20 protein-coding genes are annotated in these 24,478 nt (G+C 75.9%); 14 read left to right on the top strand and 6 right to left on the bottom strand.

The annotated features are described in order from the left end of the window. Nucleotide 1: 1 nt before the first annotated feature. From ACSHWO_RS07155 to ACSHWO_RS07135, 5 genes are all read right to left on the bottom strand, one after another. Nucleotides 2-1,219, bottom strand: coding sequence for an aminotransferase class V-fold PLP-dependent enzyme (locus ACSHWO_RS07155; RefSeq protein ID WP_404235304.1), 1,218 nt, complete (start codon nucleotides 1,217-1,219; stop codon nucleotides 2-4). Then, a complete protein-coding gene (locus tag ACSHWO_RS07150; RefSeq protein WP_438310502.1) occupies nucleotides 1,219-2,538 on the bottom strand; it encodes a pyridoxal-phosphate dependent enzyme in 1,320 nt (439 codons plus the stop codon). The genes ACSHWO_RS07155 and ACSHWO_RS07150 overlap by 1 nt, the downstream gene beginning before the upstream one ends. 4 nt (nucleotides 2,539-2,542) lie before the next feature. Beyond that, entirely contained in the window at nucleotides 2,543-4,048 is a 1,506-nt protein-coding gene (locus tag ACSHWO_RS07145) for a Y4yA family PLP-dependent enzyme (protein WP_438310500.1), read from the bottom strand. Nucleotides 4,049-4,191: 143 nt separating this feature from the next. Beyond that, nucleotides 4,192-4,815, bottom strand: a complete 624-nt coding sequence (locus ACSHWO_RS07140; protein ID WP_438310498.1) for an N-acetyltransferase family protein — start codon at nucleotides 4,813-4,815, stop codon at nucleotides 4,192-4,194. 24 nt (nucleotides 4,816-4,839) lie between these two features. Next, on the bottom strand, nucleotides 4,840-5,199 hold the full coding sequence (locus ACSHWO_RS07135) for an ArsR/SmtB family transcription factor (protein ID WP_361091968.1): 360 nt from the start codon (nucleotides 5,197-5,199) through the stop codon (nucleotides 4,840-4,842). A 125-nt stretch (nucleotides 5,200-5,324) separates the two neighbouring features. Here ACSHWO_RS07135 and ACSHWO_RS07130 point away from each other — a divergent pair, with 125 nt between their 5' ends. Next, a complete protein-coding gene (locus tag ACSHWO_RS07130) occupies nucleotides 5,325-6,716 on the top strand; it encodes an MFS transporter (RefSeq protein WP_438310496.1) in 1,392 nt (463 codons plus the stop codon). Nucleotides 6,717-6,726: 10 nt separating this feature from the next. Beyond that, a complete protein-coding gene (recQ, locus tag ACSHWO_RS07125) occupies nucleotides 6,727-8,736 on the top strand; it encodes a DNA helicase RecQ (RefSeq protein ID WP_438310494.1) in 2,010 nt (669 codons plus the stop codon). A gap of 174 nt (nucleotides 8,737-8,910) precedes the next feature. On the opposite strand, the gene ACSHWO_RS07120 is transcribed toward recQ, so the two are convergent. After that, a complete protein-coding gene (locus ACSHWO_RS07120) occupies nucleotides 8,911-9,834 on the bottom strand; it encodes a hypothetical protein (RefSeq protein WP_438310492.1) in 924 nt (307 codons plus the stop codon). A 188-nt stretch (nucleotides 9,835-10,022) separates the two neighbouring features. Between ACSHWO_RS07120 and ACSHWO_RS07115 the strand changes: the two genes are divergently transcribed. From ACSHWO_RS07115 to ACSHWO_RS07060, 12 genes are read left to right on the top strand one after another with little or no spacing between them, the layout of a single operon-like run. Then, complete coding sequence (locus tag ACSHWO_RS07115; RefSeq protein WP_438310490.1) at nucleotides 10,023-10,622, top strand: DUF4255 domain-containing protein; 600 nt, start codon at nucleotides 10,023-10,025, stop codon at nucleotides 10,620-10,622. Continuing rightward, complete coding sequence (locus ACSHWO_RS07110) at nucleotides 10,619-11,527, top strand: hypothetical protein (protein WP_438310488.1); 909 nt, start codon at nucleotides 10,619-10,621, stop codon at nucleotides 11,525-11,527. Before ACSHWO_RS07115 ends, ACSHWO_RS07110 begins: the two co-directional genes overlap by 4 nt. Nucleotides 11,528-11,549: 22 nt before the next feature. Continuing rightward, the gene (locus ACSHWO_RS07105; protein ID WP_438310485.1) at nucleotides 11,550-13,415 is read left to right on the top strand and encodes a phage tail sheath family protein; all 1,866 of its coding nucleotides are present in this window, start codon (nucleotides 11,550-11,552) and stop codon (nucleotides 13,413-13,415) included. Between the two features lie 33 nt (nucleotides 13,416-13,448). Continuing rightward, on the top strand, nucleotides 13,449-13,904 hold the full coding sequence (locus tag ACSHWO_RS07100) for a phage tail protein (protein ID WP_438310483.1): 456 nt from the start codon (nucleotides 13,449-13,451) through the stop codon (nucleotides 13,902-13,904). Further along, entirely contained in the window at nucleotides 13,901-15,934 is a 2,034-nt protein-coding gene (locus ACSHWO_RS07095) for a phage tail sheath C-terminal domain-containing protein (RefSeq protein WP_438310480.1), read from the top strand. Before ACSHWO_RS07100 ends, ACSHWO_RS07095 begins: the two co-directional genes overlap by 4 nt. An 8-nt stretch (nucleotides 15,935-15,942) precedes the next feature. Then, complete coding sequence (locus tag ACSHWO_RS07090; RefSeq protein ID WP_438310479.1) at nucleotides 15,943-16,554, top strand: phage tail protein; 612 nt, start codon at nucleotides 15,943-15,945, stop codon at nucleotides 16,552-16,554. Further along, on the top strand, nucleotides 16,551-18,008 hold the full coding sequence (locus tag ACSHWO_RS07085) for a CIS tube protein (RefSeq protein WP_438310478.1): 1,458 nt from the start codon (nucleotides 16,551-16,553) through the stop codon (nucleotides 18,006-18,008). The genes ACSHWO_RS07090 and ACSHWO_RS07085 overlap by 4 nt, the downstream gene beginning before the upstream one ends. Next, on the top strand, nucleotides 18,005-18,199 hold the full coding sequence (locus ACSHWO_RS07080) for a hypothetical protein (protein ID WP_438310477.1): 195 nt from the start codon (nucleotides 18,005-18,007) through the stop codon (nucleotides 18,197-18,199). The genes ACSHWO_RS07085 and ACSHWO_RS07080 overlap by 4 nt, the downstream gene beginning before the upstream one ends. Continuing rightward, entirely contained in the window at nucleotides 18,192-19,280 is a 1,089-nt protein-coding gene (locus ACSHWO_RS07075; protein WP_404235274.1) for a phage late control D family protein, read from the top strand. Before ACSHWO_RS07080 ends, ACSHWO_RS07075 begins: the two co-directional genes overlap by 8 nt. Continuing rightward, nucleotides 19,280-19,945 (top strand): phage baseplate assembly protein V, encoded by a 666-nt coding sequence (locus tag ACSHWO_RS07070; RefSeq protein ID WP_438310476.1) that lies wholly within the window; start codon nucleotides 19,280-19,282, stop codon nucleotides 19,943-19,945. The genes ACSHWO_RS07075 and ACSHWO_RS07070 overlap by 1 nt, the downstream gene beginning before the upstream one ends. Beyond that, nucleotides 19,942-21,504: a hypothetical protein gene (locus ACSHWO_RS07065; protein ID WP_438310475.1), complete on the top strand. Its 1,563-nt coding sequence runs from the start codon at nucleotides 19,942-19,944 to the stop codon at nucleotides 21,502-21,504. The genes ACSHWO_RS07070 and ACSHWO_RS07065 overlap by 4 nt, the downstream gene beginning before the upstream one ends. Beyond that, the gene (locus tag ACSHWO_RS07060; RefSeq protein ID WP_438310474.1) at nucleotides 21,501-24,458 is read left to right on the top strand and encodes a hypothetical protein; all 2,958 of its coding nucleotides are present in this window, start codon (nucleotides 21,501-21,503) and stop codon (nucleotides 24,456-24,458) included. Before ACSHWO_RS07065 ends, ACSHWO_RS07060 begins: the two co-directional genes overlap by 4 nt. The last annotated feature ends 20 nt before the right edge of the window (nucleotides 24,459-24,478 follow it).

The raw sequence follows: 24,478 nt of genomic DNA, 5'->3' as shown, positions 1-24,478 counted from the left end.
ATCATTGCAGGTTGGCGAGCACCGTCAGCAACTCCTCCATCTCTTCGAGCGTGTTGTACACGTGCAGGCTCACCCGCACCGACCCGTCCCGTACACTCCGCCCGGCCTGGCAGTGCTCGTCGGAGCGCACCATGAAACCGTGGCTGTACAGGATGAAACCCAGGTCCTGCGAACCGATCCCGCGGTGCCGGAACGTCACGATGCTGCCCCGCCGCTGCACCGGGGACCCGGCCGCCAGACTGGTCCGGCAGCCCAGCACCTCGTACGCGGGCAGTCCGGCCAGCCCGTCGGTCAGCACCGCCGCCAGCGCCTCCGTCCAGCGCGCGATCCGCCCCACACCGGCCTCCCGCAGCCAGTCCAGGGCGGCCGCCAGGCTCGCGATCCCGGCGGTGTTGGGCGTACCCGGCCAGCCGCCGGGGCGGAACGCCGGACCGCGCGCGCCCCGCGCCCACACCGCGCCGGTGCCCGGCAGGGCGAGCGCCTTGTGCCCGGAGAACACCAGGAAGTCCACGTCCAGTTCGGCGAGGGAGACCGGCTGGTGCCCGACGCTCTGCGCGGCGTCCAGGCAGATCGGCACCCGCGGCCCGACCGCCCCGCGGACGCGGTGCACGTTCATGTCGGCGCCGTACACGTGGTGCACGTGCGTCACCGCCACGAACCGGGTCCGCGGACCCACGAGACCGGCCAGCGCCACCGGGTCGTAGTCCCCCGACCCGGCCTGGCAGGGCAGTTCCCGTACGGCGATCCGCACCCCGCGCGCGGCCAGCAGGTCCCGCGCCTCCAGCCAGGGGTCGAGGTTCGCCCGGTGGTCGCCGAAGGGGACGACGATCTCGTCGCCGTCGGCGAGCAGCTCCGGCAGCCAGTCACGGGCCACGGTCCGCAGGCCCTCCGAGGCCCCGCTGGTGAAGTGCACCGACGAGCGCCCGGGCTCCGGATCGCCCAGGAACGCCTTCACCTGCTCGCGGGCGCCCTCCACCAGTGCCGTCGTCGCGTTCGCCCACGGATAGGAGCCGCGGGCCGAGTTGGCGTTGGAGGTGGTGAGGTAGGACTGCACGGCGTCCAGGACCGCCTGCGGCTTCTGCGCGGTCGCGGCACTGTCGAGGTACGCCTGGCCGGGGTGCCCGGCCACGATGGGGAACCCGGCGCGCAGCGGGCGCTGCCACGCGGCCAGCTCCCGCAGCTCCGCGCGCGGATCCGGCGGGGGAGGGGACCCGGCCATCAGTCGCGCACCAGTGGGGCGCCCGCGTCCCGCCAGGCGATGACGCCGCCCGCGAGGCTGCGCACGTCCGGATGGCCCATCCGGGTCAGCAGGGCCGCGTACCGCTGCGACTGCTCGCCGACCGGGCAGGCCAGCAGCACCGGCCTGCTCGTGCTGAACGGCAGCCCGCCGCGCACGAGTTCCGCGAACAGCTCGTCCACGATGTTGACCGAGCCGTCGATGTGCAGCGCCCGGTACGCGAACGGCCCGCGCAGGTCGACCACCAGCGGCTGCCCCGACTCCACCCACTTGCGGGCCTCGGCCACGTCCATCACGCGCACGGCGGCCAGTTCGGCCCCGGTGACGGTGGTGGCGGAGTTGCGGACGGCGGGCCGGCCCAGCAGCTCGGGCCGCCGCTGCCGGACGTAGCCCAGATAGCTCTCGGCCCGGTCGCAGACGATGAACACGGCCGTCCGGCGCTCGGTCAGGGCGGCGTCCAGCGGCCGTAGGTGCCGGACCGCACCGTGGTAGGCGGCCCCGCCGGTCGGGCCGGACAGCAGCCCGCAGCGGCGCAGCAGGACCAGCATCCCGTCGAGGGCCTCGTCCGCGCTCACCGCCTCGATCGCGTCGTACGCGGCCGGGTCGAACAGGCCCACCTCCTGCACCTCGTCGGCGGTGCGGATGCCCGGGATGAAGTCCGCCTTCGCGCCGACGAGCCCCACCACCCGTACGGCCGGGTCGTGGGCGCGCAGGGTCCGGGCGATCCCGGTGGAGGAACCGGCGGTGCCCACGCAGGCGATGAACCAGTCCGGGGCGCGGCCGTCCAGGTCGGCGATGATCTCCGGGCCGGTGCCCTGCGCGTGGGCCTCCGCGTTCAGCGGGTTGAAGTACTGGTCGGTGTGCAGGTGGGGGTTGCCGGGGAGGCTCAGCTCCCGGTGGAACAGGGTCAGCGGATCGGCGGTGTCCGTGGGGTCCAGACACTCGCTCTGCCCGGGCAGTTCCTCGATCTCCGCGCCCAGCAGGAGCAGCAGGTCCTTGATCTCCGGGACGCGCATGCGGTTGGTGACGCTCTTGAACGGCAGCCCGTGCAGGCCCGCGATCAGGGCCAGGGCCTTGGCGGTGTTCCCGCTCGACAGCTCGACCACCGTCTCGCCGCCGGCCGCGGCACCGGACAGGCGGTCGCGGACCATGTTCCAGGCGGGCCGGTCCTTGAGCGAGCCGAACGGGTTGAGCATTTCGAGCTTGGCGTAGAGATCGATGTTCCGCAGTCCGTGCACGTCCGGATCGATGCGCACCAGCGGGGTGTTGCCGATGGCGTCGGTGATGCTGTCGTACCTCATGTGCTCATCCCCCCGTTTCCGTGACCGGCCAGTACTGCTCGTCGAGGCACCAGCGCCAGGCTCCGCCCTCCCCTCCGGCGTCGCCCGCGGCGGCGGCTCTGACGGCCACCTTCCGGGCCAGGGGCCGGCGTTGGGCCCGGGTGGCGGTGAAGTCCATGCAGTACCCGGCGGTGTTGGGGAAGGCCAGCAGGTCACCGGGGCGTGGCGGGCGGGGCAGGAAGACGGTCCGGCGGGTGATCAGGTCGGCCTCCAGGCAGAGGTTGCCCATGAGGTGCACGCCGACCGCGCCGCCGCCGGCGGGGCCCGGGCCCGGGGAGGCGGCGGTCGGGCCGTCGTCGCGGGGGACCAGGACCGGGTCCACGAGCACGCCGTGCTCCTCCAGGCCGACGTCGGCCGCGTTCAGCGCGAGCCGTACCCGCGGCGGACCCCCGGCGTCGTCGCGGACTTCCACGACCCGGCCCAGGGTCAGCCCGCACTGGTCGACGAGGGCGCGCCCGGGTTCGGCGTACAGGTCGCACAGGCTCTCCAGCAGCAGCGTGCCCAGCGGCCGGCCCAGTCCCGGCGCGGGCCGCGAGAGCAGCTCGTCGAGGTAGGCGGCGCCGGCGGCCGGCCGGTACGCGGGGTAGAGGGCGGGCGCGCCCTTGAGGACGCCGTTCTCCACGCGGAGGCCGTAGCCGTACCCGCCCCAGGCCAGCGGTGCGCGGCGGCCGAGCACGGCCTGAGTGAGGGCGGTCGTCCAGCGTTCCCACTGGGCGGCGTGCGCGAGGTAGCTGATGCCGAAGCCGCCGCCGACGTCGATCGCCCGCGGCTGGAAGCCGCGCAGCCGCAGTGCGTCCACGGCCCGCAGGCAGCCTTCGAGGGCGACGGCCTTCTCGTCCGCGCTGGTGGTGTCCAGGTGGTAGCCGACGCCGACGGGCTCCAGGGCGTCCCGCAGCCCGTCGAGCAGGCCGAGCAGCCGGTCAAGGTCCCGTTCGGGGGTGCCGAAGCGGGTCGGCCGGGACAGGGTCCGCGGGCCGGCCCCGCCGAACTCCGACAAGCGCAGCACCACGCGCAGCCGGGGCAGGTCGTACGTGCGCACCAGCCGGGCCGCCGCGGTGAGTTCGCCCGGCCCGTCGGCGTGCACGGTGGCCCCGCAGCGGGCCGCGAGCCAGAGGAAGTCGGGGTCCTTCGGCCCGGTCGTGATGATGCGGTCGCCGGTGAAGCCCGCCCCGAGGGCGTGCTGGAGCTCCTCCAGGGAGGCGGCGTCAAGCCCGGCGCCGGTGGCGGCCGCGTGGCGGACCAGGGCGCTGGAGCCGGTGGCCTTGTGGGCGAACCAGATCCGGCCGGGCAGCCGGTGTCGGCGCAGGACCCCGGCGAACGCCTCCGCGTTGCGTTCGAGCTCCGCGGGCAGGACGACGTTCAGGGGCGACCCGAGCGCGTCCACGAGGGCGTGCAGGAACGGCCCGGAGCGCAGCAGGGCCGCAGGGCCCGAGGTGAGCCGCGGTTCCAGGTACAAAGGGGCGTCGCTCATCCCGGCCGTCCCTCCCCGACGACGCATGCGGACCCGCATCCGCGATCACTCGTACGGCTCCGCCCATCATCGCTCCCCGTCTGCCGCAGCTGAAGGGGGCGTGGGAGCACGCGGGGGCGGTTGGCCGGATCGGTTCGGCCGGTTCAGAGGGCGAGGCTCATCAGGACGTCGTCCCGGTCGTCCCCGGGCGCCACGCGCAGCGCGCCCGGCCACCGGCCCACCTCCACCCACCCCAGCCGCCGGTAGAACCCCTCCAGGCCGCACCCGGACCGGGCGCTGAGCTGCAGCCGTTCCAGGCCCAGCTCGTCCCGGGCGATGGCGGCCACGCCGGTCATCAGGGCGCTGCCGACGCCGCGGCCGCGCAGACCGGGGAGGGTCTGGAGGTGGTTGACCACCCCGCAGTGGGCCACCAGCGGGTGCGGGTCGTGGCGCAGAACCAGCCAGCCGGACAGGGACTCGCCGTCGACGGCGACGAGGATCCGGCAGCGCAGCGGATCGAGCGAGTGCACCAGCCGGTCCACCGCGGGCGCGACCTCGGTCGCGGACACGGGCGGCATCGGCAGCTCGTGGGCGATCACCGCGCCGCCCGCGTTGACCACGGCCGTCCAGCAGTCGGTCAGCTGCCGCGCGGTGGCGGGCGGCACGCCGGCCGGGGTCGTCAGCTGGACCAGTTGCACCCTGGGCGGCTCGGGCACCTCGGGCGACTGCTGTGGCTCGGGCGACTGCTGTGGCTCGGGCGGCTCGGGCATCGCACCTCGGGACGGCATGGCCCCAGCCTGCCACGGGGGACGTCAGTCGTGGGGCGCCTCTCCGCTCACCCGGTGGTCGGCGTGGCTCAGCGCCTCCACCACCAGGCGGCGCAGGTGGCCGTCGCGGAGCCGGTAGTGGACGTGCCGTCCCTCCTTGCGGGACTCCACCAGCTGGGCCAGCCGCAGCTTGGCCAGGTGCTGGCTGACCGCCGTCCGCGAGGCGGCGCACTGCTCGGCGAGGGTGCCGACGTCGGACTCGTCCTGGGCGAGCAGCCACAGCAGGTGCAGGCGCGTGGGGTCGGAGAGCAGCGCGAAGACCGATGCCGCCTCGGCCAGCCGGGCGCTGTCGGGGGTCCGCAGGTGCGAGGCGGTCGCAGGTGGCAGGGGATCGCTCAGGGCCATGGGGACAGCGTAGGGCCGGGCGGTGCGGTGATGTCCGGGGCGGGTGGCATCAGTTCGTCATGTGCGCATCTGCGCACATGACGATACGGTGGAGGAGTGACCCCCGCCGAGCGGAAGGCCGCCCCGTGCTGTCCGTCCTGCGCAACCGCACCTACCGGCACCTGTTCGCCGCCCAGGCCGTCGCCCTGAGCGGCACGGGCCTGGCCACCGTCGCCCTCGGGCTGCTCGCCTGGGACATCGCGGGCCCGCGGGCCGGATCGGTCCTCGGCACCGCACTGGCGATCAAGATGGTGGCGTACGTGGCCATCGCGCCCGCCGTCGCCGCCGTCGCCCACCGGCTGCCCCGCCGCACCCTCCTGATCGGCGCGGACCTCGGCCGCGCCGCGGTGGCCCTGTCCCTGCCGTTCGTCGACCGGGTCTGGCAGGTCTACGTCCTGATCTTCGTGCTCCAGGCCGCCTCCGCCGTGTTCACCCCCGCCTTCCAGGCCGTGATCCCCGACGTGCTGCCCGCGGAGCGCGACTACACCCGGGCGCTGTCCCTGTCCCGGCTGGCCTACGACCTGGAGAGCCTGTTCAGCCCCGCCCTCGCCGCCGCCCTGCTCGCCGTCACCAGCTACGACCGGCTCTTCCTCGGGACCGCCGTCGGCTTCCTCGGCTCCGCGGCCCTGGTCGCCTCCGTCGTCCTGCCCGCGCCGGTGGCGGTGGCCGCGGCTGCCGGGGGCTCGGGCTCCGGTGCAGGCTCCTGCTCGGGTGCAGGTTCCGGCTCGGGTGCGGGTTCCGGCTCGGCCGTGGGCAGCGGCCCGTCCGCGGGCCGGCGCGGGCGGCGGGCTCACGCGGCCGCGACCGCGGGGGTCCGGCTCTTCCTCGCCACCCCGCAGCTGCGCGCCCTGCTGCTGCTCAACCTCACGGTGGCCGCGTCCGGTGCGCTCGTCACCGTCAACACCGTCGTCTACGTCCGCGACCACCTGGGCCGCCCCACCGGGGACGTCGCCCTCGCCCTCGGCGCGTATGGGGCCGGCTCCATGGCCGTGGCCCTGCTCCTGCCCCGCGTCCTCGACCGCGCCGCCGACCGCACGGTGATGCTGCGCGGCGCCCTCGCCCTGACCGGCGTCTTCGCCCCCGCCGGGGCCCTGACCGCGGCCGGCTCCGGCGGCTGGCGCTGGCCCGCCCTGCTGGCGGCGTGGGCCGCGTTCGGGGCCGCCGGATCCCTCGTGCTCACCCCCGCCGGACGGCTCGTCCGCCGTGCCGTCCCGGCCGAGCGGCGCACCGAGGCCTTCGCCGCCCAGTTCTCCCTCTCCCACGCCTGCTGGCTGCTGACCTACCCGCTGGCCGGCTGGGTCGGCGCCGCCGCCGGCCTCACCGCGGCCGCCGCCGTCCTCGGCGCGCTCGCCGCCGTCTCGGCCGCCGCCGCGGTCCGCCTGTGGCGCCCCGCCGGGGCCGCGGAGCGGCCGCGCGGACACCGTCCCGCGGGCCCGGTTCTCCACAGGGCGGAGCGGGGTGTCGCAGGAGGTCGGTAGGCTGCCGGACATGACCCTTTCGGACGCGTCCCCCGAGACCAGCGATGCCCAGCAGGTGCTTCACCGCGTCTTCGGGTACGACTCCTTCCGCGGCGAGCAGAAGGAGATCATCGAGCACGTCAGCGCCGGCGGCGACGCCCTGGTGCTGATGCCCACCGGCGGCGGCAAGTCGCTCTGCTACCAGATCCCGGCCCTCGTCAGGGGCGGCACCGGCGTGGTGATCTCCCCGCTGATCGCGCTGATGCAGGACCAGGTGGACGCGCTGACCGCGCTCGGGGTGCGGGCCGGCTTCCTCAACTCCACGCAGGGCATCGACGAGCGGCGCACCGTGGAGCAGCTCCTCCTCGCCGGCGAGCTGGACCTGCTGTACCTGGCCCCCGAGCGGCTGCGCACCGAGGGCACCCAGCGGCTCCTGGACCGCGCCGAGATCTCCGTCTTCGCCATCGACGAGGCGCACTGCGTCGCCCAGTGGGGACACGACTTCCGGCCGGACTACCTCGCGCTGTCCATGCTCCACGAGCGCTGGCCCAAGGTGCCCCGGATCGCCCTGACGGCGACGGCCACCCCGGCCACGCACGCCGAGATCGCCGGCCGCCTCGGCCTGCAGGACGCGCGGCACTTCGTCGCCAGCTTCGACCGGCCGAACATCCAGTACCGGATCGCCCCCAAGAACAACCCGGTCAAGCAGCTGCTGGAGCTGATCCGCACCGAGCACGAGGGAGACGCCGGCGTCGTCTACTGCCTCTCCCGGGCCTCCGTGGAGAAGACCGCCGCCGCCCTCGTGGAGCACGGCATCAACGCCGTCGCCTACCACGCGGGCATGGACGCGGCCACGCGCGCCGCGAACCAGGCCCGGTTCCTGCGCGAGGACGGCGTCGTGGTGGTGGCCACCATCGCCTTCGGCATGGGCATCGACAAGCCGGACGTCCGCTTCGTCGCCCACCTCGACCTGCCGAAGTCCGTAGAGGGCTACTACCAGGAGACCGGCCGCGCCGGCCGCGACGGCGAACCGGCCACCGCCTGGCTGGCGTACGGCCTGCAGGACGTGGTCCAGCAGCGCAAGATGATCGACGGCTCCGAAGGCGACGACACCCACCGCCGCTCGCTGACCGCCCACCTCGACGCGATGCTCGCCCTGTGCGAGACCGTCGAGTGCCGCCGCGTACGGCTGCTGGCCTACTTCGGGCAGGAATCCGGGCCCTGCGGCAACTGCGACACCTGCCTGACCCCGGCCGAGTCCTGGGACGGGACGGTCGCCGCGCAGAAGCTGCTGTCGACGGTGTGGCGGCTGGCCCGGGAGCGGCGGCAGAAGTTCGGCGCCGGCCAGATCATCGACATCCTCCAGGGCAAGAAGACGGCCAAGGTCATCCAGTTCGACCACGACGCGCTGTCGGTGTTCGGCGTCGGCGCCGACCTGAGCGCCGGCGAATGGCGCGGGGTCGTACGCCAGCTGCTGGCGCAGGGCCTGCTGGCGGTCGAGGGCGACTACGGCACGCTGGTGCTGACGGACGCCAGCGGCGAGGTGCTGGGCGGCCGGCGGCCCGTACCCCTGCGCAAGGAGACCGCGCCCGCGCCCGCCGCGGGCCGGGCCCGCAAGGAGGCCGCGGCCCGCTCCGGCAAGGGCGCCCGCGTCCCGGCCGACCTGCCGGCGGCCGCCGTGCCGGTCTTCGAGGCCCTGCGGGCCTGGCGGGCCGCGACGGCCCGCGAGCAGGGCGTACCGGCGTACGTGGTCTTCCACGACGCCACCCTGCGGGAGATCGCGACCCGGCTGCCCGGCACCGTCGAGGAGCTCGGGACGATCAGCGGCGTCGGCGAGGCGAAGCTCGCCAAGTACGGCGAGGGGATCCTGGACGCCCTCGCCGAGACCGGCGCCGGCACCGCGCAGCCCGCTGCCCCGGCCGCCGCGCCTGCCGAGCCCGCAGCGCCGGGGCGGAACCCGGGGCAGCACCAGGAGCCGTGGGACGACGAACCGCCCCTCGACCCGGAGGAGACGGATCCGCCCTGGGACGACTGGGAGTAGTCGGCCCCCCGGCCCCGCCGGCCGCGGTCATCCGGCCGCGGTCATCCGGCCGCGGTCATCCGGCCGTGGCCGCCGGGACCGTTCGGCGGCCGTGCTCCGGGGCGGCGCGGCGGTGGATCCGACGCCGGGCCGCCCGACCGCTGCCCGAACCGTACGGCCGGGGCGCCGCCGGCATCAGGGCGCCGCGGCCGGGACGGGTTCCTCCTCCTCCGCGTCCGCGTCGGCCTCCCGGTCCGGTTCGCCGTGCGCCGTGCAGGGCGGGCACAGCCGGGCGTACTCGGCCATCACCTCCTCCACGGTCTCCTGCTGCTTGCGCTCGCACGCCCGGCGCCGGGTCTCCTCCTTGCACAGCAGCTCCGCCCGGGCGCCCTCCAGCACCGCGATCGCCTGCCAGCCCTTCAGGACGCACAACAGCGCCTTGCACAGGCAGTCGACGAACTCCGAGACGCTCCCGAAGCCCCGGAAGGCCTCCGCGATCCGCCGCAGCAGCACCAGCAGGCGTGCGTAGAGGCGTACCACGTCCTGGCCGAGCACCGGGTCGCAGACGTCGGCCAGCAGCTGCACCGCATCCGTCCTGATCTTGACTGCCCGCTCGGGCAGCGCCGTCACCTCGCCGTCCAGCGCCGTGAAGCAGGCCGCCGCCTTCTGCGTGTCCTGCGTGTACCGGGCGATCCGGGACGCGAGGGAGGCGACCGTGTCGTCCGGGTGGACCACGTCGGAGAACTCGCACCCGCAGTCGTCCGTGCAGCAGCCCCAACCGCCCGCACACCTGCGGATGTCGTCGAAGACCCGGTCCACGGCCTGGGCCAGGCAGTGCCGCTGCTCGTGCCCGACCCGGCAGCGGATCTGCTCGCGGACCTTGCCGAGCGTCGCGGCCGCCTCGTCCAGATCCGCCTTCGCGGCCAGCCGGGCCCGGGTGTACCGGGTCCGGGCCCCGTTGAACTTCTCCTGGAACTCCCGCAGCTGTGGCAGGTGCTCCTGGGTGACCTCGGCCCGGCGCTGGATCCCCGTGGCGATGCAGGCCAGTTCGTCGATGGCGCCGGGGTCGCAGCCGCCGGTGCTGCTGCCGGCCGGGTGGGTGTGCACGGTGCTGCTCATACTGGCTCTCCTGGTCGATGCGGGCAGGCGCGACCCGAGTGTGGGCCGGGCGGTGTCACCGGCCCGTCGCCCGGCCCTCGCGCACCGGGCGCGGACGGCCGTGCCCGGGTTCGGCCGCGCGCCCGGCAACGCGTCCGCCAGCGCGCCCGGCAACGCGTCCGTGACGCGGCGGGCCGCAGCATCGCCCCATGGCTGGATACCGGGCTCTCGCCGCCGTCGGGCGCAGCGTCGTCGCGCTGCTCAACCGGCGTTTCGCCGAGGAGCTCCCCGCGGGGCGACGCCCGGAGGCCGTCCTCGCCGGCCCCGTCGACTTCGACAAGGTCGACACCCCGGGCTCCGTCATCCGCAACCCCGCCGTCTCCGTCTACTGCTACCGCCTGAGCATCGACCGGGAGACCCGGCCCGCCCTCGCGGCGCTGGCCGCCCAGGACGGGCTGCCCCGGCTGCCGCTGCGGATGCACCTGATGGTCGCCGCCTGGGACCAGTTCGTGGAGGCCGAGCTGGAATGGCTCGGGCTCGTCGCCCGGATCCTGGAGACCGAGGCCCTGCTCACCGGCCCGCTCCTGCACCCGAGCGGCGACTGGCTCCCCGGCGACTCGGTGCAGATCGTCCCCGACGAGCTCGCCATGGACTCCATGAGCGAGGCCTTCCAGGCGATGACCACCGACTACCGGCTCTGCCTGCCCTACCTCGCCCGGGTCGTCCGCATCGACGGCCGGGCGGGGCCCGCCCCCGGCGCGGTCACCACCGTCGCCGCCGGGCCCGTGTCCGCGGAGCGCGCCCGATGACCGGCGCGGCCGCCGGGCGGGAGGGCCCCGCCGCGCTCCGGGAGGACCCGATAGCCGTCGCGGCCGGCCCGGCCGAGGTGCTGCACCGCCTGGCCCTCGCCGTCCGGCCGCTCGACGCCCGCACCCGCGCCCCGGCCGGGCCCGGGCTGAGCGTCACCTGCGAGTACGAGCCCGTCCCCGGCCGCCGGCCGCGGCCCGCTGACCTGCTCCGGCCGCTCGAAGGACACGGTGCCACCGGGTTCGTCCTGCGGCACGGCGCCCCCGGTGCCCTGCCGCGCACCGTGACCGTACGCGTAGACGACCCCGCCCGGCGGTGGGTCCCGCGCCGCTTCCGCGTCCCGCTGTGGACCCGGCCCGAGCTCGCCGGAGCCGACGCCAGCCCGCCCACCGCCCCGTACGTCCGCGCCGACGCCCGGCTGCTGCTGCCCTGGCTGCTGCCCGGCCCGGCCCACCCCGTACCGCTCGGCACGACCGGCCTCCGGCTGCGCGTCGTCACCCCCGCCGGGACACCCGTGCGCTGGCCGCGGGTGGACGCCTTCGGGCCCGGCGGCGTCCCGCTCGGCTGGGCCCACGGCGACGAGCACGGCCAAGTGCTGCTGCTGGTCGACGGGGTGGGCGTGCTGCCCTCGCCGCCGCCGTCCCGGTTCGACGTCGCGCTGCGCACCCACGCCCCGGACCCGGCCGCGGCCCCGCCCGCCGCGCCGCCCGCCGACCCGCTCGCCGGTCTCGTGGCCGAACCGGTCGTGCGCAGCACCTCCCCGCCCCGGCCGCAGGACCTCGACAACGCGGTGCTGCGCGGGACCGCCCGGCCGGCCGGGTACCGCACCGGCGCCGCCGACACCGTCCGCACGCTCACCGTCGGTCAGCTGGTCCATGCCGTCGACCTGCCCCACAGTCCCGCCTGACCGCGACCGAGGAGAGCCGCCGATGCCCGAGTACCTGACCCCCGGCGTGTACGTCGAGGAGACCAGCTTCCGATCCCGCTCCATCGAGGGCGTGCCGACCAGCACCTTCGGCATGGCCGGGCGCACCGAGTACGGCCCCGTGCCGTACGCCCTGCCCGGCGGCCCCGCCGTCCTCCCCGCCCCGGTCCTCGTCACCGGCTTCACCGAGTACGAACGCGCCTTCGGCGGCCTGCGCATCGGCGACGAGGACTGCCCGCTCGCCCTCGCCGCCCGCGCCTTCTTCGCCAACGGCGGCCGCCGGCTCTACGTCTCCCGGGTCTTCCGCTTCCCCCGCACCGCCGCCGGCGCCATCGACGTCCCCCGCGCCTTCGCCTCCCTGGCCCTGCCCGCCCAGGGCACCCCGCTGCTGCGCTGGCGGGCCCGCTGGCCCGGCTCCGCGGGCGCCCGGATCGGCGTCGCCGTCACCTTCCGGCGCGGCAAGAACATCCTCGTCACCGGCCCCGGCGGGACACCCCGCCTGACCGGGGTCCAGGAGGGCGCCGCCGTGGAGGTCGTGCCGCTGTCCGGCGGAGCGCCGCCGGTCATCGCCGACACGGTCCCCCCGCAGCCGGGCAACGTCCGGGTCGTCGCCCGGCGCGCCGACGGCGTCCTCGGCTACCGGGACGCCCAGGGCGGCTTCGAGGCCGTGACGGCCGGTTCCGCCGCCTTCCACCTGACCCTCGCCGTCACCGTACGCCTCGACGACCGCGCCGACGTGTACAACGAACTCGAACTCGACGACCGGCACCCGCGCTCGGTCGGCAACGTCCTCCAGGCGGCCGATCCGGCCGACGAGTTCTCCCTCGTCTGGCTGGAGACCGTACCGCCCGCGACGGGGGCGCCCCCGACGCCCCCCGGCGCGCGGCTCGCCGCCCTGCTCCTGCCCGGGCAGGGCGGCCTCCACCTCACCGACGGCGGCGACGGCGACCAGCTGGGCGCCGTCGACCTGGCCGGACGGGAGGCCGACCCGGACAGCCTCGCCAACCCGGCCCTCGGGCTCGGCGCGCTCGCCGAGATCGACGACATCGCGATCGTCGCCACCCCCGACACCGTCACCCTCCTCCCGGCCGACCAGAAGACCGCCGTCGACCACCTGATCGGACACTGCGAGAAGCTCCGCTACCGGATCGCCGTCGTCGACCCGCCCCGCGACAGCTCGATCTCCGAAGTCCGCAGGTTCCGCGCCCAGTTCGACAGCAAGTACGCCGCCCTCTACTACCCGTGGGTCCGCATCACCGACCCCACCCGGCGCCCCGACCCCGGCGCCCCCGCCCCCCTCCTCGACGTCCCGCCGTCCGGATACGTCGCCGGCGTCTACGCCCGCAGCGACGCCGAGCGCGGGGTGCACAAGGCCCCCGCCAACGAAGTCCTGCTCGGCGTCGACGACTTCACCGTCAACGTCACCTACGACCGGCAGTCCGTGCTCAACCCCGAGGGCATCAACGCCCTGCGCTTCTTCGAGGGCCGCGCCCGGCGCGTCTGGGGCGCCCGCACGATGAGCTCCGACCCCGAGTGGAAGTACGTCAACGTCCGCCGGCTCTTCATCTACCTGGAGCACTCCATCGAGAAGTCCACCCAGTGGGCGGTCTTCGAACCGAACAACGAACGCCTGTGGGCGTCGGTCCGGCAGTCCGTCGAGGACTTCCTGTTCGCCACCTGGCGGACCGGCGCCCTGCTCGGCACCAAGCCCGAGGAGGCCTTCTTCGTCCGCTGCGACCGCACCACCATGACCCAGAACGACCTCGACAACGGACGCCTGATCTGCCTGGTCGGCGTGGCCCCCACCTACCCCGCCGAGTTCGTCGTGTTCCGCATCGGACAGTTCACCGCCGACGCCCGGCGCAGCTGACCCGCCCGCCCCAGAACGGGAGACACACCGCCCATGGCCACCCGCAACAACCCCTACGGCGCCTTCAACTTCCTCGTGAAACTCGGCGACACCGGCGGCGAGGACCAGATCGCCGGCGGCTTCTCCGACTTCAGCGGAGCGGGCAACGAGATCAAGTACTCCGAGTACCGCAACGGCAACGACCCCGAGAACCACGTCCGCAAGATCGCCAACACCAACACGACGAACGACGTCACCCTCAAGCGCGGCATCATCGGCGACCTGCGCCTCTTCAACTGGATCAAAGCGGTCCGCGAAGGCGCGTACGACGCCCGCACCGTCACCGTCACCCTCCACGACGAGGGCCGCACCCCCGTCTGCGCCTGGGTGCTGCACGCCGCCCAGCCGAAGAAGTGGGTCGGGCCCACCCTCACCGGCAAGGGCGGCGGAGAGGTCGCGATGGAGGAACTCCACCTCGTCGCCGAGCGCATCGACTTCCAGTCCCTGTGACCGGGCCCGGACTGCGCCTCGGGGGCACCGGCGTGTACCGCGACGCCCGGCCCGCGGCGCCCGCCGCCGCGCCCGTCCGGCTCGACGTCGCGGGCTTCGTGGGCGTGGCCCCGCGCGGACCCGTCGACCAACCGGTGCCCGTCGACCGCTGGTCCGACTACGTGCGCCGGTTCGGCGGCTTCGAGGGGCCCGGGCTGCTGCCGTACGCGGTCCGGGCCTTCTTCGCCCAGGGCGGGGCACGGGCGTACGTGCTGCGGGTGGCGCCGCTGCCGCGGGCCCCGCACCCCGCCGCGCAGGAGGCCTGTGCCCTGCACCGGGTCGCGCTCGTCCGCGCGGACGGGCCCCCGGGCACCGGGCCGGGCGGGGCGCCGTACGAGATCGGGCTGCGCGCCCGCGACGAGGGCGGCTGGGGCGGGCGGCTGTCGGTGCGCTGGGACTTCACCGCCGCGGAGCGGTTCGACGCCGCGGCCGACGGGCGGGAGCTGGCCCTGCCGCCCGGGCGCACCCCGCCCGCCGGATCGGTGCTGCGCGTCCGGGGCCCCGGGCTCCCGCCCGCCGGCGGGTTCTTCCGCATCCTCGAACTGGCCGAGCGCAGGAACGGCTCCGGCCCGCCGGCCGTGGTCGCCCTGCTCGACCGGGCCCCGGTCCCGGGCACGGGCTCCGGGGCAGGAGGTCCGCGGGCGGTGGCCGTCGAGGCCGAGGTCGTCACCGCGGAGGTGACCGTCGCCGACGGCGACCCCGCCCAGCCCCGCCGCGAGCGGTTCACCGGGCTCGGCCTGGGCCGCGGGCACCCCCGGTACGCCGCCGCCGTGCTCGCCGCCGAATCCCTGCTCGTCAGCCCCGACGGGGAATGGCCCGACGCGCTGTTCCCGCCCGACGCCTTCCTCACCTCGGCCCCCTCCCGTCCGGTCCGTCCCGGCGCGGACCGGTACTCCGCCATCAGCGCCGACAGCTTCCACGGCGCGCTCCCCGTCGAGCTGCTGCCCGCCACCGCGGCCGACGACGACAGCGGCGGCGAGGGCGACGGCGGCAGCGGCGCCGCTGCCGCCGCCATCGGCATGGACCGGATGGCGCTGGTCCCGGAGATCGGACTGCTGTCCGCTCCCGACCTGCTCTGGCAGTACGGCGAGAACGCCCCCGCCACCGAGACCCCGCCGCGCCCCCTCGGCAGCCGCTTCGCGCCCTGCCCGCCGCCCGCCGTGCCGCTCACCCTGGCCCCGGCCCGGCCCCGCCCCCTGCTGCTGGACCCCGTCACCCAGTTGCCCGAGATCCTGCGCCGCCAGCAGCGCCTCGTCGCCCTCGCCGAGCACGGGCGCCGGTTCGTCGCCCTCCTCGACGTACCGCCCGGGCTGCCGGTCCGCTCCGTCGCCCGCTGGCGCGCCGCCTTCGACAGCAGCTACGCGGCCGCCCACCACCCCTGGCTCGGCGTCGTGGACCCCGACGACCCGGACCGCCGTGCCGTGCCCGTACCCCCCTCCGGCTTCGCGGCCGGCATCATCGCCGAGCGGGAGCGCCGCCTCGGACTGCCCTGGGGCCCGGCCAACGCCCTGGCCGCCGGGGCCGTCACCGCCGCCCAGCAGCTCGGCGACGCCGACTGCGACGAACTGCACCTGCTCGGCATCGACGTGTTCCGTCCCGAGCGCGACGGCTTCCGCCTCGCCTCGGCCCGCACCCTCTCCCGAGACCCCGACTACCGCCAGCTGAGCGTGCGCCGGCTGATGACCGCGCTCCGGCTCACCCTGGACCGGCAGGCCCAGGCCCTGGCCTTCGAACCCCACACGCCGCAGCTGCGCGACGAACTGCGCGGCTCCGTCCTGCAACTGCTGCGCGGCCTGTACCGGGCCGGGGCCTTCGCCGGCGACAGCGAGGACACCTCCTTCTTCGTGCGCTGCGACGAACACCTCAACCCCACCTGGTCGCAGGGGCTCGGCCGGCTCGTCGCCGAGATCGGCGTGGCCCCCGCGCAGCCCCTCGAATACCTCGTCCTGCGGATCGCGCAGGACGCCGACGGCTCCGTTGACGTGAGGTGAGACCGGCCGTGCCCGAGCACCCGCCCGAACTCGTCCAGGCCTTCCGGTTCCGGATCCGCCTCGTCCGCAGCACCGCCCCCGGCCGCACCGCCCTCCCACCGCCCCGCCTCCCCGGCCCGACCGCCGCGGCCGCCCCCGGCCGGAGCGCCGCGGGACCGGCCGCAGCCGGCCCCGCCCGCACCGGCGGGCCGGACCGCGCCCCCGACCGGCTGGGCGACGGCGGGTTCCAGGAGTGCTCCGGGCTGGGCCTTGAGGCCGACCTGCGGGAATACGCGGAGGGCGGGGCCAACGACGCGGTGGTGCGCCGCGTGGGCCGGGTCCGGCTCCAGCCGCTGGTCCTGCGGCGCGGCATGCTCGTCGCCACCGACGGCGGCAGCGCCGACACCGCCCTGTGGGACTGGCTGCACGGCATGGTCGCCGGCGGCGCCCCGGTGCCCCGCTACGACGGCGACGTCGAGGTGCTCGACACCGCCGGCCGGCGGACGCTGGCGCGCTGGACGTTCAGCCGAGGCCTGCCCCTGAAGATCACCGGGCCGGCGCTCAACGCGAGGACGGGGGAGATCGCCGTGGAGGAACTGCACATCGCCCACGAGGGCCTGCGCCTGGAGCGCACCCCGTGACGGGCACCGCCCACGCCACCCTGACCCCCCTCAAGGTCACCGGCGAGCAGGGCCCGCAGCACACGCCCCGCGTCGAAGAGGCCGGCAGCCCCCTCGAAGTCCAGTTCAACCCCACCACCCTGCGGATCTCCCGCAACAACAACGTGGACCGGGGCGGGGCGACCACCCGCACCCAGAAGGTGCAGCACCCCGCCCAGGAGGGCTCCACGCTCACCTTCGACCTGGAATTCGACACCGCCGAGCAGGGCGGCGCCGGCGGGTACGTCGACGTACGCCAATGGACCGCCCTCGTCCGGCAGTTCGTCGAGCCGTCGGCGGCCGCCCCCGCCGATCCGCCGCCGCCCGTCCGCTTCGTGTGGGGGACGCTGCGCTACAACGGCATCGTCACCCAGGTCAACGAGGAGCTCGACCACTTCGCCCCCGACGGCACCCCGCTGCGCGCCAAGGTCGCGGTGACCATCGTCGAGCAGAACTTCGCCTACCAGGCCAACGCCCTGGGCCCCGGAGCCCGGGACGCCGGGGCCGCCACCGAGGCCGGCGACCAGGGCGCCGGCGCCGCGCCCGGCACCGCCGGCACCAGCCGCCCCCGGCAGGTGGTCCAGGCGCACGGCGGGGAGTCCGCCCAGCAGCTGCTGTCCCGGGTCGGACTCGACCCGGCCGCCTGGCGCGGGGCGATGAGCGGACTCGACAGCCCGCTCGGCCTGGCGGCCGGGGCCGGCGTGGTCCTGGGCGCGGAGGCCGAGGCGGGCCTGGCCGCCACCGCGGGCATCAGCCTCTCCGCGGGGTACGCCGGGGAGGCGGCGGCGACCTCCACCGCGGGTCTGGCCGCCGCCCTCGGCATCACGGGCGGCGCCGCAGCCGGCCCGGCCGGGGGCGGCGCACCCGCCGGTACGGCCTCGGCGGGCCCCACCGCACAGGGCGGCCCGCGCGTCCCCGGCGCCCTCCCCGGCACACCGGGCGGCCCCGCCGGCGCCACCCCCGGCAGCCCGGACGCGGCGGCCCGGGCCGGCTTCGTCCTCAGCGCCGGCGGTGGGATAGCCGCGGCCGCGCAGACGGTCACCGCCGCCGCGGTCGACCTGGCCACCGTGCGCGCCCGCGGCTCCTTCGAGGTCCCCGCCGCCCGCCCCGCCCCGCCCGCCGGGAGCGGCGCCGCGCCCCCGCCCGGACGCCTCCCGCCGGCCGGCCCCGACCCGCGGTCCACCACGTACGGCCGCGGCATACCGCTGCGCGCCCGCGCCGACCCGGGGACCCTCGCCGAGGTCCGGGCCGGCGGCGCCCGCAGCCTCGCCGACCGGGCCCGCCGCGAGGAGGTCCCCGCCCCGGACCCCGGGGCCGCGCCCTGGGAGCGGCTCCCCGCCGACCCGCCCGGCCGGGCCGCGGCCGACTGCGAGCAACGCGGCCGTGACGCGGCCCCCAGCACCCTGGGGTGGACACCGCGAGGAGGCCCGCCATGAGCGTGTACATCGGAGAGCTGCACACCGAAGTGCTGCCCGCGGGCAGCGGCGGCCCGCCCGCCCCCGCCCGCGGTGAAGGCTCCGGTTCCGGCGCCGGCGGCAGGTGGGCGGCCGCCGACCGGCACCGGGAGGACACCGAACGGGCCGCCTGGCTCGCCGCCCGCACCGCCGCAGAGGGCTTCGATGACTGACGCCGCCGTCGCGGCCGTCTCGCCCGTCTTCGAGGTCGGCGGCAGCCTCGTACGGGACCTCGCCCGCGACTGCGTACGCCTGGAGGTGGCGGAGGGCACCGAGGGGCTGCGCACCCTGCGCGCCCACTTCCTCGCCGTCGGCCCGGGCGCCACCGGCCCGCAGGACCGGCTGCTGCACCTGGACGGGTCCACCGTCGGCCTCGGCAGCACCCTCAAGGCGGCCCTCGGCCCGCCGTCAGCCCGGCGGTACGTCTTCGAGGGCGTCGTCTCGGCCGTGGAGCTCGTCCTCGGCGACGGCGAGCCGCCGCTGCTCCTCGTCCACGCCGAGGACGCGCTGATGCGGCTGCGGATGACCCGGCGCCTGCGCACCTACCGCGACGTCACCGATGCCGACGTCGCCCGCGAAGTGGCCCGCGAACACGGCCTCGACGCCGACGCGGACGCCCCCGGCCCCCGCTACGACGTCGTCCAGCAGCTCAACCAGAGCGACCTCGCCCTCCTGCGCGAGCGGGCCCGGCTGGTCCAGGCGGAGCTGTGGGCGACCGGCACCACCGTGCACTTCCGGCCCCGCGGCAGCCGCACCGCCCCCGTCCAGACCCTCGTGTACGGCAACCAGCTGATGTCGGTGCGGCTCGCCGCCGACCTGGCGCACCAGCGCAGCGAGGTCGTCGTCACCGGCTACGACGCCGAACGCCGCGAACCCATCGACGAGCGGGCCGGCCCCGAGGTCGTCGAGGCCGAGACGACCGGCGGCGCCCGCACCGGGGCCCGGCTGCTGGCCCGCGCCATGGGACCGGCCACCAGCCTGCGCGTCCGGGAGGCGGCCCTGACCACCGGGGAGGCCGAGAGCTGGGCCCGCGCCGAGATGCTGCGCCGCGGCCGCCGGTTCGTCACCGTGGCCGGCACCACCAACGGCAGCCCCGACCTCGTCGTCGGCGGCCGGCTCACCCTCCGCTCGGTCGGCCGCCCCTTCGAGGGCGACGGCTACCACGTCACCCGGGTCCGCCACACCTTCGACCCCGACCGGGGCTTCCGCACCCGCTTCGACGCCGAACGCCCGACCCTGAACGAGGTGGTGTGATGTCCCTGCCCGCCCCCGCGGACGGAGCCGCCCCCGGCTACTTCGGCGTCTACCCGGCGCTCGTCACCGACATCGTGGACGAGAAGCGGCTCGGGCGCATCGAGGTCCGCTTCCCGTGGCTCGGCCGGGACGGCGACCGCGACGTGCGCGCCTGGGCCACGCTCTGCTCCCCGTACGCCGACGACCGGCAGGGACTCCTCGCCCTGCCCGAGGTGGGCAGCCAGGTCGTCGTCGCCTTCGAGGCCGGCAACCCGCGCCGCCCGTACGTCCTCGGCGCCGCCTGGAACGGCCGCGCCGCCCTGCCCCACGAACCCGAACCCGCCAACAACGTCCGCCAGTTCAGGTCGCGGGCCGGCAGCAGCCTGGAGTTCGACGACACGGCCGGTGCGGCCCGGGTCCGGATCACCATGGCCTCCGGCCACGAGGTCGTCCTCGACGACGCCGCCCGCCAGGTCGTGGTCCGGCACGGCGGTGGCTGCACCGTCCGCCTCACCGACACCGCGGTCCAGGTCGAGGCCAACGCCTCCGTCGACGTCAAGGCGCCCACCGTCACGGTGAACGCCCCGCTGTCCACCTTCACCGGCCTGGTCAAGTGCGCGACGCTGGTCACCGACCAGATGGTGGTCTCCCCGGCCTACACGCCCGGCGCCGGGAACATCTGGTGAGCGGGACCGCCGCCGGGCACGGCTTCAAGCTCCTCGCCCCCTGGTACGTGTGCGAACGCGGCGGGTTCGACCGCTTCGCCCCCGCCGCCCGCACCCCCGCCCTGCAGAAGTACGCCTCGCCCGAGTTCGTCCGCGCCCTCGTCGCCGACCCACGGGACTCGCTGCGCTTCGACGCCACCGAGGACGTGTGGTCCTGCCCCGTGCCCGTCCCCCTCGCCGAACGCGGCCCGGGCCGCGCCCGCTTCGCCACCCACCGGCTGTACCGCAGCCGGCTGCGCAAGCTGTACCAGCCCGGCCACGAGCGCTTCTACGCCGTCGTGGTCGAACTCTTCTGCGACCGGCCCGGGTGGCCCCGCCCGCAGTCCGCCGAGGGGCTGGAGGTCGGCTTCGTGATGCGGCGCCGGCAGGTGGACATGAGCGCCCCGCCGCAGGTGCTGCGCCGGCTCGCGCACCGGCTGACGGCCGGACTGGCCGCCGCCGACCGCTCCGCGGACCGTGTGCCGTCCGGGCCGGCCCCGTACGCCTCCGAGGTCCGGGACGTCCTGTGGGCCGACCTCGCGCACCGGGAGGCCTTCGAGGACGCCAACCGCGCCCTGATCGACCAGGTCGGTCTGGAGACGGAGGTCCAGGCCTGGATGGAGGGCCCCGCGGGCGGCTCATGGCGCGAGGTCGGCGCCCCGCCGCCCGCGGGCCGCCCCCCGGACCGGGAACGGGAACTCCCGATGTGGCGGCTCCCGCCCCGCTCCGGCGACTGCCCGCAGACCGGCCCCCGGCCGCCCGAGCGCTCCCTGTGGTTCGGGGTCGTGCCGACCTGCTCCGGCGACCACGACGACCAGGGCGCCCCCCGACTCGACGACCGGTCCGTCTACGAACTGCGCTGCTTCGTCCGCCGCACCCCCGCCCCGGGACACGAGCACTGCCCGCCGCAGGTCTCCTGGAGCGAGCCCACCGAGCCCTTCAGGCTGGCGCCGTTCTACGACCCCGAGGGCACCAAGAACCGCAGGACCTCCATCACCCTGCCCGACCTACGGGCCCTGGCCGCACGGGCCGGCGCACCGCCCGGCCCCGGCGGGGTCGCCATCACCAGCCCGCCCGGCTCCCAGCTGTCCTTCGACCCCGGCGGCGGCACCCCGAGCGGCGGCTCGGTCGGCGGCACCGTCCCCCGGATCTGCACCTTCGCCCTCGAACTCTTCATGATCGTGGCGTTCTTCCTGTTCAGCATGTTCCTGCCGATCGTGGTGTTCCTGTTCCAGCTGTGGTGGCTGCTCGCCCTGCGCTTCTGCCTGCCGCCCTCCGCCGCGGCCATCGCCACCCTCAAGGCCCACTTCGACGCCGGACTGACCCTGAGTCAGATGGGCGACGCCGAACGGGACGCCCTCGACGGGCTACTCGGCGCCCGCGGCGCCACGGCCCGGCTCCAGGCGGGCGAGGGCGGCTTCCGCGACGAGGACGGCAAGGACCTCTTCGAGGCCGTCACCCCGCCCGACCCGCCGCCCGTCCCCGTACGCCCCGAACCGGAGCCGCCGGTCCGCGACCCGCTGTGCGGGAGCGGGGGATGAGCGGCCGGGCGGCCCCCGCACCGGCCCCGATACCGGCCCCCGCTCCCGTCCCCGCCGCTGCTCCAACCCCGCGTGCCGCCGCTCCGGCGTCCGTGCCCGCCCCCGGTCCTGCGCCCGCGCTCCTACCGGCTCCGGCCGCCGCGGCCCCCCGGGCCGCCGCCACCGCCACCGGCTCCGGGCCGGCCGGGGCCTCCGTACCCGCCCCGCCCGGCCGGCTCGCGGACGAGCTGGCCCGCGCCCTGCCCGCCCCCGCCCCCGACATGCCCAAGGAGGAGCTGGCCCTCGAAGGCGGCGCCCCGCTCACGCCGCCACCCGCCGTAGCCGCGTACCTGGAGCGCAAGGGCGCCGCGGGCGGGCCCGTCCGGGTGCGCCTGGGCCGGACCGCCGCCGGCGTCCTGCACCTGTACGGCACCGACCGGGGCCCGGCCACGGCCGCCGGCGGCGCGTTCCAGCCCGTCCCCCTGCTGCTCCCGTTCCTCCAGCCGCTGCGCACCGCCGGCATCGAGCCGGTCCTCGCCGTCCGCGTCCACGACGGGGTCCTCCAGGGGCACGCCTCGGTGGTGGTGCAGGGCGCCCTGCTCGGCGGCTCCCGCGCCCTCCTCGACCGGATCGAGAGCTGCGCCCGGATCCTCGGCTGGCTCGGCGCAGGCGGCCTGAAGCTGCCCGGCGCGGAGAACGAACTGCGCGGCCCGACCCTGGTCGTGCGGGCCACCGGCATGAGCTTCACCCTCGGGGGCTTCCTCACCGCCACCGGCGGCTTCGGCCTCACCGGCGACACGGTCACCTTCGACGCGGTCGCCCGCGGCACGGTCGCCGGGCTCGGCTCGCTGGAGGTGCCCGTCGTCCGCGGCCCGGACGGCGCGCTGTCCGGCAGTGCGACCGTGGACGTGGCCCTGCGCGGCTTCACCGGACAGGTCACGGCCGCGTACGCGGGCGGCGCGGTGGACGTCCGGGGCACCGTCGGCTACTCCAACGACCGGTTCGACGGCCAGGTGACCTTCGTCGCCACCGACCCGGCCACCGCCGCGGAGCTGACGGACAGCCGGCTCGCCGAGCAGGTGAAGACCGCCAAGGCGGTCACCGGCGAGCCCGGTCCCGCGCAGGCCGCCGGCCCCGGCACCCCCGACGGGGCAGCCGCCCCGCGCCCGGGCCCCCGCGTGCTCGCGGGCTGGGGCACGGTCGCCGTCCGGCTGGCCGACTGGCTGAGCGGGGAGGCCCTCGTCGTCGTCGACCACCGGGGGGACGTGACCGTCGTCGGCAAGATCGTGCCGCGGATGGACAAGCCGCTCTTCGAACAGAAGGACTACGTCAAGCAGCTCGCCCGCTTCGAGGTGCGCACCCTCTACGGCATTCCGCTCGTCGGCAACGTCTTCCTCTTCGCCGGCATCGGCCTGGAGGCCGTCGCCAAGATCGGGCCCGCGACCCTCGACCGCATGGAGCTCACCGGCACCTGGTCCACCAAGCCCGAGGTCCTCAAGGACTTCGGCCTGACCGGCACCCTCAACGTCTCCGCCTTCGCCGGGCTGCGGCTGAAGGCCGAGGGGGGCGCAGGCCTCCAACTCCTCGGCCACGACATCAAGGCGGGTGTCGCCCTGCACGCCCTCGCGGGCGTCCGCGGCTACGTGGAGGCCACGCCCCGCATCGGATTCCGCGAGGTCGCCGACCCCAAGGCCGGCAAGCGCGGGGAGTTCTTCCTCGCCGGACACATGGAGATCGCCGCCCAGCCGTTCCTGGCGCTCGGCGGGGACCTGTTCGTCGAACTGGACAGCCCCTGGTGGTCGCCGGCGCCGGACAAGCGCTGGGACTGGCCGGTGGGGCGGCTGGAGTACCCGCTGCCGGGGGAGTTCGGCATCGGGGCGGACGTGGAGCACGTCCTCGGCTCCGGCAGGGTTCCCGAAGTCGCCTTCAGCGAAGTGAAGTTCAACCCCGACAAGTTCATGACCGACCTGGTCAACGACAAGGTCCCGGCGAAATCCGCTACGGAGGAACAGAAGAAGGGCGCCTGGAAGGAGCCCGGCACCCCCGCGACCCCCGGCGCCGCCGCCCCGGCCAGGGCCCCGGGCACGGCCGCCCCGGCCGCCGCCCCCGCCAGGGCGCCGGGCGCCCCGGCCCGGCCCACCGCCCGCCCGGGCCCCGCCTCCGGCACCGGCCCGGCTCCGGCCGCTCCCCGCAAGGACCCCGCGGACGTCCCCTCCCCGGCCAAGCAGAGCCGCTGGCTCTCGGGGCTACAGGCCCTGGGCAGGATCGCGGAGAAGTCGCACTCCCACCCGTACGAGGAGGCCGACCTGCGCGCCGAACTCGCAGGGGTCCGCAGGACGTACGGGTTCAGGGTGCTGGAGCCCGAGCTGCACGGCGGCAAGTGGCAGGTCACGGCCGCCATGAGCCCGAAGGCGCAGAAGCTGCCGCTCATCGACGCCGCCACCAAGGGCGCGGCGAAGGACAAGGACGAGGACAAGGACGGGAGCGGGGCGAAGGGATCCTCGAAGGGCGCGGCCAAGGGCCCGGCGGAGGAGGGCGGCAAGGCGGGCGTCGACCGCCGCGACCCGGCGGAGCTGCCCGCGTTCCGGGGCGGCCGCTACGACGAGCTGAAGAACCCGAAGACCGGCCTCAACTACGCCGGCACCGAGATCAACCACATCCCCCCGCACAGCGTCACCAAACAGGTCAGCACCCTCTCGTACGGCCGCGGACCGGCCATCCAGATGGACCGGCAGGACCACCGGGGCCGCAAGAACCCCGACGGCAACTGGAGTTCCCACCCGCGCGCCCTGAGCACGGGCAGCTGGACGGAGTCCAAGGAGCACCGCGCCCGGCAGCTGGAGCTGATGGAGGCCGAACGGTTCAAACAGGCCGTCAAGCTGGACGTCAACGACATCCGGTCCAAGTTCGGCGCCAAGTACGACGGCGCCCTCAACGAGATGAAACCGGCCCTGCGCGCCGAGGGCTGGGGATGACGGGTGGCCGGTGGCCGGTG

Origin of the sequence: Streptomyces pallidus (ex Mingjun et al. 2026) (assembly GCF_051550185.1) — a bacterium.
GTDB lineage: Bacteria > Actinomycetota > Actinomycetes > Streptomycetales > Streptomycetaceae > Streptomyces.
This window is presented reverse-complemented; position numbering and strand designations above follow the sequence as displayed.